The sequence below is a fragment of the uncultured Thalassospira sp. genome, from assembly GCF_963976115.1.
GTDB lineage: Bacteria > Pseudomonadota > Alphaproteobacteria > Rhodospirillales > Thalassospiraceae > Thalassospira.
In genome coordinates this window covers 1-15,973 of the sequence record NZ_CAXBJJ010000024.1, presented here as the reverse complement: position 1 = coordinate 15,973, position 15,973 = coordinate 1, and the positions used below count along the sequence as shown (strand labels likewise).

Sequence of the window (15,973 nt, the reverse complement as noted above, 5' to 3'; positions counted from 1 at the left end):
AAAATACCCCGCCCACCTGACGGCAAACGAGGTATCGTCAATCGTTTTGAAAAACCAGACAGGGCAATGGCAATTGTCGCCCCTTAATCCTCGTTAAGATCAACGTCCTTCTCGGCATCATAGACCACATATCGCCCTTTACCAGCCAATTTGGCCTCATACATGGCCTTGTCTGCCCGGCGCAGTTGTTCGCTCATATCGCAAAAGCCGCCATCAAAAACCGAAATACCAATTGATGCGCCAATCGGGCATGGCTTGCCTTCCCAAACATAGGGTTCAGCCATCGCCTTTAAAATTGCGCCCGCTATTTTTGTCATTTCCGCAGCGCGGCCTTTATTGATAAAAACCATGGTAAATTCATCGCCGCCCAACCGGGCAACTTCGTCGGCCCGCCGTGCCGCCCGCACAAGGCGCCGGGCCGTTTCAATCAGCACCCAATCACCCGCCGCATGGCCCAGCGTATCGTTCACCTGTTTGAAACCATCCAGGTCCAGCAAAAACACGGCTGCTGGCGTGTCCGTGCCACGCAGAACAGACTCACAATGGTTCAGCTTCTGCATAAAGCGTGCCCGGTTGGCAAGGCCGGTCAACTCGTCGTTATTGGCTTTGTTTTGCAATTCGCGCGATGCCATTTTTTGTTTTGTAATATCGGCAACCCACCACAAAACCGCTTCCTGGCCCTCAAAAGGCAAAGGTTCAAGCGATGTGCGCAGCCAGCGCGCTTCCTTGGCGCCGGTTGGACGAATGCGCAGTTCAACATCATGCAACTCGCCCATTGCATCCATTTCAAACAGGCTTTTCTCGCGGTAGCGTTCAGACAATAAAATGCTGTCTGTGGCATCCGTTAAAGTCATCTTCCGGTTTGCATCGTCAAGATCATCTTTAGCCGTGTCTTCCCGGTTTCCAACCTCGATCCCCAGAAGTTCAACAAAGGTCTTGTTAAAAAACAGGAATTTTCCTGTTTCCCGGTCTGATATACCCACCCCGATCGGGGCTTTTTGCAAGATATCCGTCAAACGCGCGGCCGCACCAGCAACCTCGGCCTCGGCCTTTTTAAGCGAGGTAATATCGATCAGCGAGCCAATCGTCCCGCCAATGGCCCCACTGGGCGTTTTAAGGGTCGATGCCGCAAAAATGGCGGCCTTGGGTGTGCCATCCTCGCGTTCAAAGGTAATTTCATCACGCACATTGCCTTCCGCCTTCAAAAGCGGCTGCTCCATACGGTTCATGGTCGCATCGAGCATCGCCGGGGCAACATCGGACGATTTACGCCCCAGAACCGCATCAAGTTTACAGCCGATGAAATCAGAAAAGGCGGTGTTGCAGCGATTGATAATGCCGTCAATATTTTTGACGTAAATCGGGATCGGCAGCACATCAATCAGGTGCTGAATGAAAAACTTATGGTCAGACAGGTTCCGCGCCAGTGCCTCGCTCCGTGTAACATCACACAATTGCAAGGCAATCAGACCGGCCGGACCATCGCTTTTGCGCCAGGCAATCCGGACATCAGCGACGCTAAACGGCGGCAGATCATGCTCACCTTTTTTGCCGATTTCCTGCAAAGCCTTGCGCACGGCTTCAACGCCGTTGCTGTCGGTAAACGTTGCCTCGCGCGACAACAAAGCCAAAAACTGTTTTAACGCCGTTCCTGCCTTCAGGCCAAGCGCCAGTTTTTCGAGCATTTTGGTCGCCACATCATTTGCATGCTGAACCGACAAATCGCTGGCTGACAGAAAAATAACACCATCGCGCCCCAGGGCCGCGGTCGCAACAATATCGGAACTAATCGCCAATGCACATATACGCGCCGATAACGACGCCCCCCCGTTTAAACGCTGTGTAGCTTTGCACCCGGTATTTTCCGCCTGCCAACACCCCGCCAGCAGAAAAAACACACATGGCTAGTCACATTGCGAAAATTTCAAGTATGACACCCTTAGACAACAGGCTTTTTCGCCGTCGGATCATCAGCGAGATCGATATATCCACGATCTACACAATGTTCCAGCTCACGACTGGCGGCTTTCATTTCGTCATAAGCCTCGCGAAGCTGCCGCAGTTTCAGCACTTCTGCCTCGGTCGGATGGTTGGACTTTCCATCTCCGGCCAGTTTAAAGGCATAACGCAAATATTCTGCGCGTGATCGCGCCACCGAAATCATCAGTGGCAAAATTTCGTCAACCGTCAAATTCGGCACAGCCGGACTGATGACCTCGTGATTAATCTCACGGATCACATGTTCCATGGCCATGCGAAAACGGCTTTTTGTACGGCCTGCATCTTCGGTCATTCGCGATCCCCCTATGGTTAACAAACCAGCAAACCATATAATACTGTTGTGTTTATTTTACCTGATTCACTATCATGACAAAATGCCTAAAACAGCCGCTTTTTATGATATTTATGCTAATCAGCCCCATTGCAAGACCCCGCGGCCTTCATTGCGACAATTGCAGACTTGATAGAGCAAGATTGTCCGGCTAAAGCTTATGCACGCGACCTATTAATATCGCCTCAATGACAGGCCATATTAATAGGTCCTGACCCTCGTCAACGTAAATTCAGCATCCGCTTGCAAAGGCGGGTGGACCAAAAGGAAAAAGAAGATGGAAGCACGGGTTAAATGGCTTGATAAGCTGACATTCACCGGAACCACCGGGTCTGGCCACGGCGTTATTATGGACGGCGACCGCGAAAATGGTTTTGGCCCCAGCCCGATGGAAATGCTGTTGCTGGGTGTCGGCGGGTGCTCGTCCATCGATGTGGTTCACATTTTGCAAAAAAGCCGCGAAAACGTCATTGATGTTGAAACCGACATCACCGCTGAACGCGCCGAAACCGACCCTAAGGTTTTCACCAAAATTCATCTGCATTTCAAAGTGCGCGGCGAAAACCTTAACGAAGCAAAAATCGAACGTGCGGTTCATCTTTCCGCCGAAAAATACTGCTCGGCATCAATCATGCTGGCAAAGGCCGCGGAAATAACCCACAGCTGGGAATTGCTGGATTAAGACAGGCACACTTTTCGCTGGTCCAAACCGGCCCCTGGCGCAGCACCACATGGATTGCCGTAAAATCGCCGCGATGAAGTATATTGTAACGGCATCCATATTTTGGGTGCCGTTACTTTTTTGGACGCATAGCGTGTGATATGACAAAGTGACATTGTCGCCAATGATCGCACGGTTTCCCCGACCACGACAGGATCCACCCGATGCATGTTTTACGGTCCCTTGTTCGCCCGAAATTTTGCCTTGCCGTGATCGGTTTATGCCTGGTGGCCGCCTGCGACAATGAACCGGCGCGTTATGAAGCATCAGGCCACGCCATTGGCACCCCCCAACCGGGCACACCCTTTTCACAATATGTATCGGGCAGCCGCAGCAAAATTCGCGATGCCCTGCAAAATGTGCGCTACACACCTGGGCAGCACCCGTTTGGTAAATACACAATCGATGATGCCGTTGACATGCGCGCACCATTTGAAATTGATGCCGATAATCAGGCCTGCGCCCAACAGGGCAAGACTTTAAAAAATGGCGACGGGGTTGGTTTTTTGCTGGTGCATGGCCTGTCCGACAGCCCCTATCTTTTAAGCGATGTTGCAACATCGCTGCATAATGCCCTGCCCTGCGCCACCCTGCATGCGGTATTGCTACCCGGCCACGGCACGGTGCCGGGCGATTTGCGCGATATTGATGCATCCGCATGGCAAGCCACGGTAAAATACGGACTGGAAAGCTTCGATAACACCATTCGCCACATTATCCCGGTGGGATATTCAATGGGGGCGGCCCTTGTGGTTCGGGCGGCCGAAAACCATCGCAACGATGCCGAACTCTCGGCCATGATTTTGCTGTCGCCAGGCTTTGAAGCCTATAGCAACCTGGCGTGGCTAACACCTTATATAAGCTATGTAAAACCGTGGGTTACGGAACGCCCTGATAACGATGTCGCCAAATATGAAACACTGGCCACGCACGCGGCCGGCGAGTTTCAACTATTAACCGTGCCCTTTCGCGAAAATACCCTGCCGCCCCTGACCCAGCCGGTGTTCATGGCGGTTAGCTCGGACGACCGTACGGTCCGCGCCGATGTTGCCGCCCATTTCTTTTGCGGCAAAGTGCAGTCTGATAAGCGCTACATGATCTGGTATCAGGGCGAAGCGCAAGCCCTTGAAGACCGTATGCAACCGATTTGCGATGACATTGATGTTGTGAAATCTGCCAGCCCCGACTGGCGCACCGTCAACCATGCCCACACCGCCATGACCATGCGCCCGCAAAACCCGCATTATGGCATGACGGGCGACTATCGCCGCTGCGATCATTACAGCGAACCTGCCGATTACAAGGCCTGTGAAGCAGACAATAAAGACGCCATCTATGGCGAAACCAACCTGGTAGAATCGGCCACACCAGGCACCCTGCGCCGTGGTACCTTTAACCCCGACTTTGACGGGATGATGGGAAAAATGGTTGTTTTCATTCATCAGGTGCTGGAACCCTGATCGCGTAACTTCGTGTAACTATATTGCCGCAATGGCCCGCCCCGGATTGCTTGCCATTCCCGCCCCTCGACCGGATCAGTTTGACGAGACCCAGTGAATGCCATTTGAAATTCAACACTGCCTGTCATCAACAGGGATAAAATTGCGTTATGGCATCTCAACGCCGGACAATGCCCGTGGTCATATCTTTATCTTGCAAGGCCGGGCGGAATTTATTGAACGGTACAATGAAACAGCCCGCGACCTTGCCGCACGCCAGATCGGTTGCGTGACATTTGATTTTCGCGGTCAGGGCGGGTCCGTTCGCGAAACGCCTGTGCCAGAAATGGGCTATGTCGGTGATGTGGCCGACTATATGGACGATGCCATCACCATTGCCGATCATGTACAAGCCCGACATGATATTTCCTGCCCGATGCTGATGACCCATTCCACCGGTGGCCTGGTTGGCATCAATCTTGTGCTGGCAGACCCGAAACGATTTGCATCCGTCCTTATGATCTCCCCGTTTTTCGATTTAAATGGCCCGGACTGGTTGGTGGGGCTAGCACGGGTGCTGTCGGCCAGTTTGTGCAAAACCGGGATGGATAAAAAATTCCTGCCCGGTCAAAAGCTACTGTCCCCGCTTCAGCCGTTTCAGCCCGATAACCTGCTGACATCTGACCAGGGCCGATATGAACGCAGCTTTGCGCTGCTTCACAAACAACCGGAATTGATGGTGGGGGGGGTGTCAGCAGGCTGGCTCCATGCCTGCTTTCGCGCCCAGGAAATACTCGACGACCAACTGACCGCCGCCAACCAGGAAGCGGCAATAACAAAAACCACGGCCCTGCCCCCGATAACAATGGTGATGTCGGGCGACGACCGCGTGGTAAGCAATGCGGCAACCAAACGCCTGTTTGCCAAACACCCACAGGTAAAGTTGTATGAAATAGCCGGGGCCCGTCACGAAATTTTACACGAACGCGACGAATTGCGTTTGCAGTTCTGGCGTATTTTTACAAACCATATTTCCCACTATCATCGCGGTTGGGCTGTAGCAAGCCCTGCCCAGGTCAATATGCCCCCGACCGAAGCTGCAATTTAAAGCACGCGGGTATTTATAGCATCATCGATGACAATTTTACGAGATCACGCGTGATTTGCGAAAGGCCGATGGTGTCATGGATTTATGGCGCACAAACTGGCGATTAAAATGCGACAGGTTTTCAAACCCGGTTTCTTCGGCCACCCGATAAACCGGCATGTCGGACGATAATAATAACGCGGCCGCCCGCCCCAGCCGCAACCCCATGACATAATCCTGAATATTGCTGCCCATGCGGGTTTTAAAAAACCGGCGAACGGTCCGTTCGCTCATGCCCATTTGACCGGCAAGGGCGGCGGCCGTGGGCGGATGAGCATAATTGGCGTGCAAAATATCCAGTATTTTGCCCAGCCTTGTCGCTTCACTACGATTAGGCGCGGCCGCATCAAACCGGGCAGAAGCCAAGGGTGTTACGCTGTGTGCCTCGGTCAGGATCGTTAAAACCTCGATCAGCAACACAAGCTGGCTGGTGGAGGGGCCGTTGTCAAAACGCGGGGTTAATGCCGCAACCTTGCAGGCAGTTTCCCGGTCAAACACCACACCGCGCCGTGCCATATGCAACAGGGGGATAAGCGATGCAAACTCAGGCATAGTGGCGCATGTCTGGTCTATCCAATCGGCTGAAAACCAGAAAACAAACGCCTGATGGAGCAATTGCGCGTTCTTTTGATCCCCCGACAGCACCGTGCTGATCGACCCGCCAACAGAACCGACCGGCACATGCACCGGCGATGAATGCCAGGTATGGGGCAGGTTTGGCCCTAGCAGCACCAGATCCTCGTGTTGATAATCGCCAATATGGTCGCCAACATAACGGCGACCACGGCTGTCTATCGTCAGGGTTAATTCATATTCCGGGTGATAATGCCATTCAAACGGGATCGCAGGCAGCTTTCGGTGCAACCCGCGCCACGAGCGATTGGGGGCAATCTGCACATGCTCGAACAGTAATTTCACTTTCCGGCACCTTCTGACATTGAATTGTCCGAATAGTATCAGAAATCGTCCGTTGCGTCAGTAGGCAGCAGCGCGACTGGCAATTTAGAATGGCTCTATCACAACAAGCCGGAACCGGCATTTCCGATCAGGAGGAAACCCGATGACAATGACAGGCATGTCCAATGCCCCAACCCCGCCCAATGTCACCATGTCGCAAACCATGTCCCCCAATGCTGACCGCCCGGGTAATGCATCGGTCGGAACCATTGCGGGGCCACAACTGCGCGACATGAAAAAAAAGCTGCCGTTGCGGGTATTAAGCGCACAGGATTTTGAACATTGGCAGCAATATGGCTATGTGATTGTCCGAAATGCCGTTTCTCAGACACAGGCCAAAGCAACGGCAGACTTTTTATGGGAATTTCAGGAAATGGACCCGAATGACCGTGAAACATGGTCGCGCCCGCAATTGCGCGACCATGCCATGACGGAGTTAAATAATTCCGGCATGGTCGAGGCTTATCACCATCAAACAATGTGGGATAATCGCCAATCCCCACGCATTTACGATGCCTTTGTCGATATTTGGGATCGCGAAGATTTGTGGGTGTCGATTGACCGGGCCAATTTAAACACCCCCAATACCGGCAAACGTGCCTTTGATGGTTTTATCCACTGGGACGAAGACACCAGCCAAACACCACTGCCGATCAATGTTCAGGGGGTCTTGTCGCTGGTCGATACCACCGATGAAACAGGTGGGTTTCAATGTGTGCCCGAACTTTTTGAAAATTTTGCCGACTGGCTAAAAACAGCCCCGGCCGGGCGCAACCCGTTTCGCCCCGATATGGATAACATGCCTTATCCCTGCCACCGCGCGCCCATGCAGGCGGGTGATCTTTTGATCTTTAACAGCTTGCTGGCCCATGGCATTCGCGCCAACCGGTCGTCATCGGCGCGCATTGCGCAATATATTTCAATGGCCCCCGCATCGCCGGAAAATACCGAGCTGACGGAATGGCGGATTAAAAGCCGGGATCAGCGCCTGCCCGCCCGCGGCCATGCCTTTCCCGGCGACCCGCGCAATTGGGAACAAACCCGCTATGCCCGCGCCCGGCTTACCCCGCTTGGCGAAAAGCTGTTGGGCAAGCAGCCCTGGTAAAACCGGACTTCCGGCGACACGGCGATGAAAAGGGGCTGTCGACCAACCGGCAGCCCCCATATCGGGTCAAATTCGGGACCAAAGGAGGGCTTTGGTTTCGCTATCGACATAGGCCGCCTCGATGGCGGTTTTAGTAATGCCGCGCAATTCATCGGTGCTAAACCCGAATGTGTCATGTGCACGCTGATATTCATCGGCCAGGGTCGTATGAAAAAAGGGTGGATCATCCGACCCCAACGTTACCTTGACCCCGGCGTCATAAAGTTTGCGGAGCGGATGGCTGGCATAATCAGGGTAGACCGACAGGGCAATATTGGAGCCAGGGCAAACTTCAAGAACAATACCGCGTTTGACCAGTTCATCGACCAGTTTTGCATCCTCTATCGCGCGCACACCATGGCCGATACGATCAACCGGCAAATGGTCAATCGCATCCCAAACGCTTTGAGGTCCCAGCACTTCACCGGCATGTGTGGTACAGCCCAGCCCGGCATCGGCGGCTATTTTATAGGCAGGGTAAAAATCCTTCTGGGTGTACAGGCTTTCATTGCCGCCCATCCCGAAGCCCACAACGTGAGGATGCCCACAATCAACTGTTTTTCGGGCCACATCCACCGCGCGATCCGGCCCCAGATGGCGCACACAGGTCATAATGATGCGGCCAATAATGCCGGTTTGCGCAAAGGCCTGATCAATCCCGGCAGCCACGGCCAACAAATGATCCTCAAACGACAGACCCTGCATTTCAGCGTGGGAGGGCGAGCAAAACAGTTCGACATAAACCGCCCCGATTTTTGCCTGTTCCACCAGGTAATGACGGGTCAGATCGGTATAATCCTGCGTCGTTCGTATGACATTGCTGGCACGATCAAAACTGTCAAGAAACTGGGGGAAATCCGACCAGACATAGTGATCGTTTTTGTCAAACAGGCCATCGAGAATGTCGATTTTATTGCGGGTCGCGAAACGTCGCACCAGATCGGGCGTTATTGCGCCTTCCAGATGCAAATGCAATTCCGCCTTGGGAAGGGTCAATGTCATGCGGGCTCCCGTGATCAGGTAACACTGGTAACAAATGTTGCCTGTAGAGGTAATTGCTTCGTCACGGGAATTGAAGCCTGTTTTTTAGCCAAACCCAAAATACCCGCCCCAAACAAACGGGCGGGTATTTTTTCAAGGTCACCGGGCATCCCGGCTCAGGCAGCGCGGGTGCGATTGCGCGACGATTTTCCGTCATCATCCCCGCCACCGTAAAGTTCAACAAGCGGGCCAATAAACGGTTCAAACCGTTGCCATTTATCGACCGATTCAGAATTAATCGGCCGACGTACCTGCATCAGGCTGGCGGTTTTAGCAGCCTGACGACTGCGATAAAATTCCAGGCACTCTGTCTGCCAGTCCAGTCCGCAATGGGCCAACAGGCGTGGTGCGACTGTTTCAGGATCAGACACCAGATCTTCGTAAGACAAATCAAATATCTGTCCATCCCGGTCGGTAACGGCAAAAGCGGCCATGATTTTTTCGTAACCACGATAATAATCAGCCAGATCCTGCAAATCATCCGCAAAGCGCATCGGGTTGGCAAAGGGTGTGGTATAAATCGACAAACACGTCGCCAACGGATGGCGCTGACAATGAACAATCGGCGCATCGGGGAAAACCTTGCGGATTTGACCAATCCGCAAAAAGTTCGCCGGTGTTTTATTGGCAACCATTTTGGCCTGCGGGGCATAACCCTTCATCGCGGCGAGGTATTTGCTCCGAATGGCACGTGCAGCCTTGCGATCAATGCGCTTCATCTGGTCCGCGATTGTTCCCCAACCCACAACGTCACCAACGGCCCTGGCAAAATCGCCGACTTCTCCGGCTGCGTGCACATCGCTATGTGCCCCGATAATGCGTTCGGTCAGGGTTGTGCCCGAACGGGGCAAACCCACAATAAAGACCGGCTTAGGTGCCGATGGATCATCATCCTTGCCGATATCCGAAACCAAATCGTCTCGCGACGTCGCCAGCACTTTTGCGTCATCAGCTTCGCCAAAAGCAATAATCCGGTTAATTTCGGCTTGTTCAGCTGCCCCGTCAAATGGCGATGCCGCGCGATGTGCAGCATGGCCTTTTTTATACCAGGAAAATGCTGTTTCAAATTCCTGTTTTACTTCGGCCGTGCGGGCCAAGGCAAAGGCCGCATTATAACGGTGTGTCGGATTTTGCGTCGCATCGTCATGAATACTTTCCAAAAATGGCAGCGCACTTTCGGGCATGGCTTGCGGGCGCAAAAACGCTACCACAAGATAAGGCTGGGTGCTGGTTTCGTTATGATTTTCAATCAGATCAAGACTGTTGCAAACAGCTGGATCAACCTGACCGATCAAAGCCTGGGCTGAAATCTGCCTATGGCGTATGGTCATGTCATCCGGGTGCAGGGCCACCAGCTTTTCGTAAAGCGCAAGGGCCTTGTCGGCCATTTCAGTACGAACATAAAGCTGGGCCAGAACCATACGGCATTGAAAATAGCGATTAAAACTCTCGGGAATACTTTCCAGCAATTCAATCGCACGCAACATGTCTGGCGAATAGGTCGGTGCTACCGATATGCGCTTGTCATATTCGACAATGATTGTTGCCAGAAACTCCGCATAAAGCGGCTGGTCCCGATGCTGACGATGCAACTTTTCCGCAAGCGTTATTAATGACTGATAGTCACTTGTCGCACGTGCAAAAGCGATAAGGTTCTGCAAAACCATCCCTATATGCCGGTCGGTGACCGGCATGGTTTGTGCCAGTCTGGATAGACGTGGAAAAGCGCGACGTGGCTGCGACCCCTGAAGCTCGGCAACACTTGTCATCAACTGAAATTCTGTGTTTTTCGGGTGGGTTCTGACAATTTTGGCACCAATGGCTGCCGCCTTGTCGAACTCCCGAGCTGCCATCGCTTGCTTCATTGATGACAGCGTGTCTTTCTGTATTTGCTTCATAATCACATCCCGAAGCATTTGCTGACCGTGGCGACATTCCCCCCGAAATTCCCCGGCACGCTTCTGAACATATGTCATTTATATTGCGATGCACAGCGCAAAAAATAGGCCTCGTATAGAACGACGCCCAAAAAAAAGACAAACCCGGCAGTTTCCGCCGGGTTTACCGATATACACGTTGTGGTAACATTTTTGTTATGCAGGGATACGCCGACGCGAAAAGATGTTTTTCGAGGCCAAAAGTGCGCCCCCAACAATCAGCATACAACCCCAAATAACTGCCGGGCTGGCCGAAGCGCGCCCAAAAGCAATCAGGATCAGTGTTGAAAGCAGCGGAGCGGCATAGGCCGACACCCCCAGAACCTGAATATCGCCATGCTTGGTGCCATAGTCCCAAACAAAAAAGGCCGCCCCCACCGGGCCGAGCCCCAGCCCGGCAATGGCCAGCCACTGGATAAAATCGGGGGTCACCCAGGTTTCCAAAAGGCCATGGGTGACAAGCCCCAAAATAGCCGTCGCACCACAAAACCCGCACACGGCCTCCACCGGAACAGTACGGTAACGGCGGTTTAAAACGGAATAGCCGGACCACAAAAGTGAACATGCCAATGCCGCGCCATAACCCAAGCTAAAGGCCGGATCAAAGACAAAACCCTGCCCCTTGCTAACAAGCACGGCCGCCCCGCCCAGCCCGCACACCGCCCCGGCCACATGATACCAGCGCAGTTTTTCGCCCGGCAGCAATGCCGATAACAAAACAATAAACAACGGCCATAAATAGGCGATCAGGCTGGCATCCACGGCGGGGGCATTGGCAAGGGCCACAAAATAGAAAAAATGGTAGCCAAACAACCCGCCGACGGACAAAATCCACGCCCCCACAGGTTGGCGCAACGCCCTGAATGCACCGCCCCCCTTGCGCGAAATCCACAGGGCGCTAAAAACCGTCGCCACCATAAAACACAGGCTGACCAGTTCAAAAGGCGGGATCGATTTTACTGCCGTGGTAAACAATGCCAGCAATGCCCATAACAGAACGGCAATTGTGCCAATCAGGGTTGCTTTGGTTTTGGCGTCCAGCAAAGTCATGTTCATCTTCCGTTGTGAGCAAATGTCACACTGTCATAACGCCCCTGTCCCTTGCTGTCTTTGCCCAAACTCCTGCCTTGGAAACGAAATGAAATTCTTAACAGCAACCCGCCACAACGCCCTGCTGACAGGGACCAGGATGAAGACCGGATCAGTTCTGGCGGCACTGTTTGCGAAACTGGCCGGGTGCTATAGCAAAACGCCTTGAAAAAGCCCGCGAAAACGCTGCCTGGTCCTGAAAGCCAACCTGTTGCGCAATAAAGGCAACGCTCTCCGTGCGACTGGCATCGGCCAGCAGGTCCCGGCCACGATCCAGGCGCATTAATCCCAGCCAGCGCATCGGCGCACATCCCACATGGCGGTCAAACGCGGCGAATAACGCGCTTTCCGACAAGGCCGCAATTTGCGCCATTTGCGAGACGCTAACGGGTTCGTTCAGGCGGGCTTCCGCCCATTCCATTGTGCGCCGCAACCGGGGCGGAACCCCCCAATCACCGACATGTGCATCATGCCGCCCTGCCGCGCCGCGCCGCGCATGGCGCAACAAATCGGCCAAAAAAGCCAAAACCGGCGGATTGGGCTGACGATGGTTGAGGGAAACAGCACGATGAGATGATAATGAGGATGAGACTGACGACACATCCTGCGGTGCTGCCACATCGCACGCATCCCCGGCAAACAAAGCTTCAAGATCACCAAAACGCACATCATTCGTGATCGATAAATACGCCCCGCCGCCAGCCCGATGCCATAATTGTTCAATCCCGGCCTGGGCCGCAAGGTTGGTATTCAGATCGATGACTAAAAACCGGTTCATCCCCTGTGCGCGATACGCATGACAGGCCCCGGCAGGCACAAAAGCAATTTGTCGCCCGCGCACTTCGCCCCCGGCCCCTTCAACGTCAAGATCAAGCACGCCATGATGCGAGACAATGATCTGGTGAAAATCATCGTGGCTGTGCGACCGGGTTTCTGACCGGTAATTGCGAAAACTAAGCGACATGTCTTTCCTCTATACGGCCCCCTTTGCTTATTGGCTATTATGCGCGCTGCAACAGTCCTGACAACAAGGATCCGCAATAAGATCGACAAGGCCCCAGCCTCATTCAAGCCGACCTAATGACAGCAACTGGTTAATATGTTTTTTGAATCACCCTTCGGAGGCCATTCCTTTTTTAAAATCGCATACTGAAAGGTGTTCTCATATTCAGGCGTACCGTCCGCATTATTGACAAACGAAATAAACTCCACAAAGCAGCCCTCTTTGCGCATACCAAGCTTTTCACACAGCTTTTGAGATCTAAAATTGTTATCCTCGACATATGCGTAAAGCCGTCTCGCACCTTGTTGAGAAAACAAATAATCAAATAAGGCCCGCGCACTTTCACTGGCATAGCCCTTGCCTTCAAACGCGCCGTTAAAATTCCAGCCAACTGAATAGGTATCAGCCTGTTCGGTCTGCGTGCCATGTTCTTCTTCTTTATGAAAAAACAAGTCCCCAATCAAAGTTCCTGTATCTTTCAAACACACCGCGACACAAGACCCGTCTTTAGCGCGTCTTTTGGCTTCCGCCTCAGCCTCGGCCAAGGTATTAACCTTATCAATCAGAAAACAGTTTGCTCGTGGATTAGAAATATATTCGAACAGACTGGCAGCATCATCTTCAGAAAACTGCCTTATGACCAATCGATCTGTAATAATTTCTTGCATATGAAGCCTGTTATCTCTTGAAAATCATTAACCAATTGATGTGTTAAATGCATTTTTCCCCAAGGTCTGCACACTATTTCGTGATTAATCAAACCGGCTATTAAAAATGTATCCAAATCGGCATGGTATCCATCTATTTTTGTTTTACCGGCGCTTATATTGCAATTTCGGGTAATGCCGATATGCTGGCGTGCGCCATTGGTATGAACATCATGATTATTCTAAATGGCGTTGGCGCAGTCTGCCTGTTTCAGCCAATTGCCGCCACCAGAAGCCCGATTGCCCGCGACGATGAGATCAGCCATCCGTTATAATCTGACGATAGCGCGCGGGGGATACACCGACCATATTGCCAAACCGCGTGGTTAAATGCGCCTGGCTGGAAAAACCACAGGCATGAGCAATTTCGGCAAGGGTCAGTTCACCATCCCCCAGCATGGCGCGCGCCTGCATAATGCGCTGACGCAAAACAAACTGGTGCGGGGCTTCGCCCAAGCTGGCCCGAAACATGCGTGAAAAATGAAAAACAGACAAACCGGCAACCGTTGCCAAATCATCAAGCGTCATCGCCTGTTCCAGATTGACGGCAATATAGTCAAGCACCCGGCGGCGCACCGCGCCAGATAACCCGCCACGGACCGCCGCAACATTAGGCCGCTGCAACGTATACTGTGCCAAAAGATGACCCAGCAGAAAATGCCCTGCCGATGACATCGCCAGCCGATCCGCCGGAAGGCGCCAGTCCAGCGGCATGATAATGTCGCGCACCATTGTTTCCACAACCGGGTCGACCCAAAATATTTTCTCTGCCAGTTCAATACCGGCAGGATCAACATCAAGGGTTTCAATAACAGCCCGGTTCCAGGCCGCCACCGGAATATACAAATGAAACAATTCCACCTGCCCGCGCACCATCCAGTCCGACGAAACATGGGCCGGCATCACACAAACACGCCCCGGCCCGCCCCCCGATAACGGACCATTACCACGCTGGCGCAGAATACCGGTTCCCCCGGTCAGATACAGGCTCAGGGTGTGATGGTCGGGGTCGTCATACCGGCTTTGTACATGCACATCTCGCCGCCAGTGTGCCGCTGAAATGCTATCACCAAAATCCCCCGCCGATACCAGATCGGCATCACGTTTTAATTCGTTATAAACAGTATAATTCTGGTAACGCGGTATCGTCATTGAATACAGAGGACCTTGGCAAAACCGGGGAAATCAAACCGGATACAGATATTTGCATCATGCCCCCTGTTTGACCAGCCTTCGCTTACTTTAGAGGCGTTTTTGCGCAAGAATCTGAAAAACGCCGCAATATCGTGAAAGCCCTTCGTATTAATCGGGGCTATAACACAGCCTGAAATTGATTTTGCGAAAGTTGCCCCATGACCGCCGCCCTGTTCGCCATTGTGACCCTGTGCTGGGGTTTTACCTGGTATGCCATCAAATTACAGATCGGGACCATTCCGATTGAAATTTCAATCTTTTACCGCTTTGCGCTGGCCGCCGCAATCCTGGCCGCCGGAATGGCCTTAACCGGGCGGCTCCGCCCGGTGCCATGGCGCGCCCATCCGTGGATTTTTCTACTGGGATGCGGGTTATTTGCCATCAACTTTATCGCGATGTACACCGCGTCATCCTATATTGCCAGTGGCATTATCGCGGTTTTATTCACCACATCGACCATCTTTAACGCGTTGGGGAACTGGGTGTTTTATGGCCAGCGGCCTGGCTGGCGCTTTGTCGGCGGTGCGGTGTTGGGGCTGGGCGGTATTGCCTGTCTGTTTGCCAACCAACTGGCAACATTGTCGCACAATGCCGCTGCCATTACCGGCATGGCGTGCGCGCTGGGGGGAACGGCTGTTTTTGCATCGGGCAATATGGTGTCGGTCAAACTGCATAAAATGGGCATTCCCACCCGCGATGCCGTGGTGCGGGGCATGGCCTATGGTGCGGCTTTGTTATTCGTGTTTTCCATGTTGCGCGGCCAAACCCTGGTGCTGCCGACCGATCCTTATTATATCGGCAGCCTGCTGTATCTTGCCATTCCTGGCTCCATCATTGCGTTTCTGGCCTATCTGGCGCTGGTCAACCGGGTGGGGGCGGGCAAGGCCGCCTATGTCACGGTTCTGTTTCCCGTGGTCGCCCTTAGCGTTTCAACATTTCTCGAAGGCTATGTCTGGACGCCGACCGGAGCGGTAGGCCTCGCCTTGATCCTGCTGGGCAATATCACCATTTTCGCCCGCTTTCCGGCCCGCAATCGCAAAGCGGTAGCCCCGCGCATCGCCCAATAATACCCTCGCCTGCCATCGCGTTATAGCAGCGATACCCCAACGTTAACGTCCGAAGATGGCGAGCAACGACCCCGTTAAAACCATATCCTTCCGGCACAAAACCAAGCCGCCACCCTGGCGCTTGAACCTGCCGGAAGGAACTAAAGCATTTTTCCTTTAATATGACCCATTTTGCCAGCTCAATCTGCCGCCTGG

Annotated in this window: 15 protein-coding genes; 6 read left to right on the top strand and 9 right to left on the bottom strand. The window is 53.1% G+C overall.

From position 1 onward, the window contains the following. Window positions 1-83: 83 nt before the first annotated feature. Together AAC086_RS21750 and AAC086_RS21745 are read right to left on the bottom strand one after the other, a co-directional pair. The gene (locus AAC086_RS21750) at window positions 84-1,796 is read right to left on the bottom strand and encodes a diguanylate cyclase (protein ID WP_339781966.1); all 1,713 of its coding nucleotides are present in this window, start codon (window positions 1,794-1,796) and stop codon (window positions 84-86) included. Between the two features lie 143 nt (window positions 1,797-1,939). Then, window positions 1,940-2,293, bottom strand: a complete 354-nt coding sequence (locus AAC086_RS21745; RefSeq protein ID WP_339781964.1) for a hypothetical protein — start codon at window positions 2,291-2,293, stop codon at window positions 1,940-1,942. Window positions 2,294-2,609: 316 nt separating this feature from the next. Here AAC086_RS21745 and AAC086_RS21740 point away from each other — a divergent pair, with 316 nt between their 5' ends. The 3 genes from AAC086_RS21740 (at window position 2,610) to AAC086_RS21730 (ending at window position 5,600) form a co-directional block, all read left to right on the top strand. Beyond that, window positions 2,610-3,014: an OsmC family protein gene (locus AAC086_RS21740; RefSeq protein WP_339781962.1), complete on the top strand. Its 405-nt coding sequence runs from the start codon at window positions 2,610-2,612 to the stop codon at window positions 3,012-3,014. Window positions 3,015-3,217: 203 nt separating this feature from the next. After that, on the top strand, window positions 3,218-4,513 hold the full coding sequence (locus AAC086_RS21735; RefSeq protein ID WP_339781960.1) for an alpha/beta fold hydrolase: 1,296 nt from the start codon (window positions 3,218-3,220) through the stop codon (window positions 4,511-4,513). Window positions 4,514-4,610: 97 nt separating this feature from the next. Further along, the gene (locus AAC086_RS21730; protein ID WP_339781959.1) at window positions 4,611-5,600 is read left to right on the top strand and encodes an alpha/beta hydrolase; all 990 of its coding nucleotides are present in this window, start codon (window positions 4,611-4,613) and stop codon (window positions 5,598-5,600) included. 36 nt (window positions 5,601-5,636) lie between these two features. Here AAC086_RS21730 and AAC086_RS21725 read toward each other — a convergent pair whose 3' ends face one another. Beyond that, complete coding sequence (locus AAC086_RS21725; RefSeq protein WP_339781957.1) at window positions 5,637-6,557, bottom strand: AraC family transcriptional regulator; 921 nt, start codon at window positions 6,555-6,557, stop codon at window positions 5,637-5,639. A gap of 142 nt (window positions 6,558-6,699) precedes the next feature. Between AAC086_RS21725 and AAC086_RS21720 the strand changes: the two genes are divergently transcribed. After that, window positions 6,700-7,701: a phytanoyl-CoA dioxygenase family protein gene (locus AAC086_RS21720; RefSeq protein WP_339781955.1), complete on the top strand. Its 1,002-nt coding sequence runs from the start codon at window positions 6,700-6,702 to the stop codon at window positions 7,699-7,701. Window positions 7,702-7,767: 66 nt separating this feature from the next. Here the strand turns inward: AAC086_RS21720 and AAC086_RS21715 are convergent, their stop codons facing one another. The 5 genes from AAC086_RS21715 to AAC086_RS21695 all read right to left on the bottom strand — a co-directional run bounded on the left by AAC086_RS21715 (window position 7,768) and on the right by AAC086_RS21695 (window position 13,478). Beyond that, complete coding sequence (locus AAC086_RS21715) at window positions 7,768-8,742, bottom strand: adenosine deaminase (RefSeq protein WP_339781953.1); 975 nt, start codon at window positions 8,740-8,742, stop codon at window positions 7,768-7,770. A 155-nt stretch (window positions 8,743-8,897) separates the two neighbouring features. Next, window positions 8,898-10,679 (bottom strand): sulfotransferase, encoded by a 1,782-nt coding sequence (locus tag AAC086_RS21710; RefSeq protein ID WP_339781951.1) that lies wholly within the window; start codon window positions 10,677-10,679, stop codon window positions 8,898-8,900. Window positions 10,680-10,874: 195 nt separating this feature from the next. Beyond that, window positions 10,875-11,768 carry a DMT family transporter gene (locus AAC086_RS21705; RefSeq protein WP_339781949.1) on the bottom strand — a complete coding sequence of 298 codons (894 nt, stop codon included), beginning with the start codon at window positions 11,766-11,768 and terminating at the stop codon, window positions 10,875-10,877. Window positions 11,769-11,919: 151 nt separating this feature from the next. Next, a complete protein-coding gene (locus AAC086_RS21700; protein WP_339781948.1) occupies window positions 11,920-12,771 on the bottom strand; it encodes an AraC family transcriptional regulator in 852 nt (283 codons plus the stop codon). Between the two features lie 113 nt (window positions 12,772-12,884). Further along, the gene (locus tag AAC086_RS21695; RefSeq protein WP_339781946.1) at window positions 12,885-13,478 is read right to left on the bottom strand and encodes a GNAT family protein; all 594 of its coding nucleotides are present in this window, start codon (window positions 13,476-13,478) and stop codon (window positions 12,885-12,887) included. Between the two features lie 122 nt (window positions 13,479-13,600). Here AAC086_RS21695 and AAC086_RS21690 point away from each other — a divergent pair, with 122 nt between their 5' ends. After that, window positions 13,601-13,792, top strand: coding sequence for a hypothetical protein (locus AAC086_RS21690; RefSeq protein ID WP_339781945.1), 192 nt, complete (start codon window positions 13,601-13,603; stop codon window positions 13,790-13,792). Here the strand turns inward: AAC086_RS21690 and AAC086_RS21685 are convergent. After that, a complete protein-coding gene (locus tag AAC086_RS21685) occupies window positions 13,776-14,669 on the bottom strand; it encodes an AraC family transcriptional regulator (protein ID WP_339781943.1) in 894 nt (297 codons plus the stop codon). The genes AAC086_RS21690 and AAC086_RS21685 overlap by 17 nt on opposite strands. A gap of 200 nt (window positions 14,670-14,869) precedes the next feature. Here AAC086_RS21685 and AAC086_RS21680 point away from each other — a divergent pair, with 200 nt between their 5' ends. After that, window positions 14,870-15,778, top strand: a complete 909-nt coding sequence (locus AAC086_RS21680; protein ID WP_339781941.1) for a DMT family transporter — start codon at window positions 14,870-14,872, stop codon at window positions 15,776-15,778. Window positions 15,779-15,973: the final 195 nt, after the last annotated feature.

What these genes read in the sequence shown, in the direction of transcription:
- AAC086_RS21745 (WP_339781964.1), bottom strand. Translation starts at nt 2,293, where the DNA reads ATGACCGAAGATGCAGGCCGTACAAAAAGCCGTTTTCGCATGGCCATG.
- AAC086_RS21740 (WP_339781962.1), top strand. Translation starts at nt 2,610, where the DNA reads ATGGAAGCACGGGTTAAATGGCTTGATAAGCTGACATTCACCGGAACC.
- AAC086_RS21680 (WP_339781941.1), top strand. Translation starts at nt 14,870, where the DNA reads ATGACCGCCGCCCTGTTCGCCATTGTGACCCTGTGCTGGGGTTTTACC.
- AAC086_RS21715 (WP_339781953.1), bottom strand. Translation starts at nt 8,742, where the DNA reads ATGACATTGACCCTTCCCAAGGCGGAATTGCATTTGCATCTGGAAGGC.
- AAC086_RS21685 (WP_339781943.1), bottom strand. Translation starts at nt 14,669, where the DNA reads ATGACGATACCGCGTTACCAGAATTATACTGTTTATAACGAATTAAAA.
- AAC086_RS21735 (WP_339781960.1), top strand. Translation starts at nt 3,218, where the DNA reads ATGCATGTTTTACGGTCCCTTGTTCGCCCGAAATTTTGCCTTGCCGTG.
- AAC086_RS21690 (WP_339781945.1), top strand. Translation starts at nt 13,601, where the DNA reads ATGGTATCCATCTATTTTTGTTTTACCGGCGCTTATATTGCAATTTCG.
- AAC086_RS21700 (WP_339781948.1), bottom strand. Translation starts at nt 12,771, where the DNA reads ATGTCGCTTAGTTTTCGCAATTACCGGTCAGAAACCCGGTCGCACAGC.
- AAC086_RS21710 (WP_339781951.1), bottom strand. Translation starts at nt 10,679, where the DNA reads ATGAAGCAAATACAGAAAGACACGCTGTCATCAATGAAGCAAGCGATG.
- AAC086_RS21705 (WP_339781949.1), bottom strand. Translation starts at nt 11,768, where the DNA reads ATGACTTTGCTGGACGCCAAAACCAAAGCAACCCTGATTGGCACAATT.
- AAC086_RS21730 (WP_339781959.1), top strand. Translation starts at nt 4,611, where the DNA reads ATGCCATTTGAAATTCAACACTGCCTGTCATCAACAGGGATAAAATTG.
- AAC086_RS21695 (WP_339781946.1), bottom strand. Translation starts at nt 13,478, where the DNA reads ATGCAAGAAATTATTACAGATCGATTGGTCATAAGGCAGTTTTCTGAA.
- AAC086_RS21720 (WP_339781955.1), top strand. Translation starts at nt 6,700, where the DNA reads ATGACAATGACAGGCATGTCCAATGCCCCAACCCCGCCCAATGTCACC.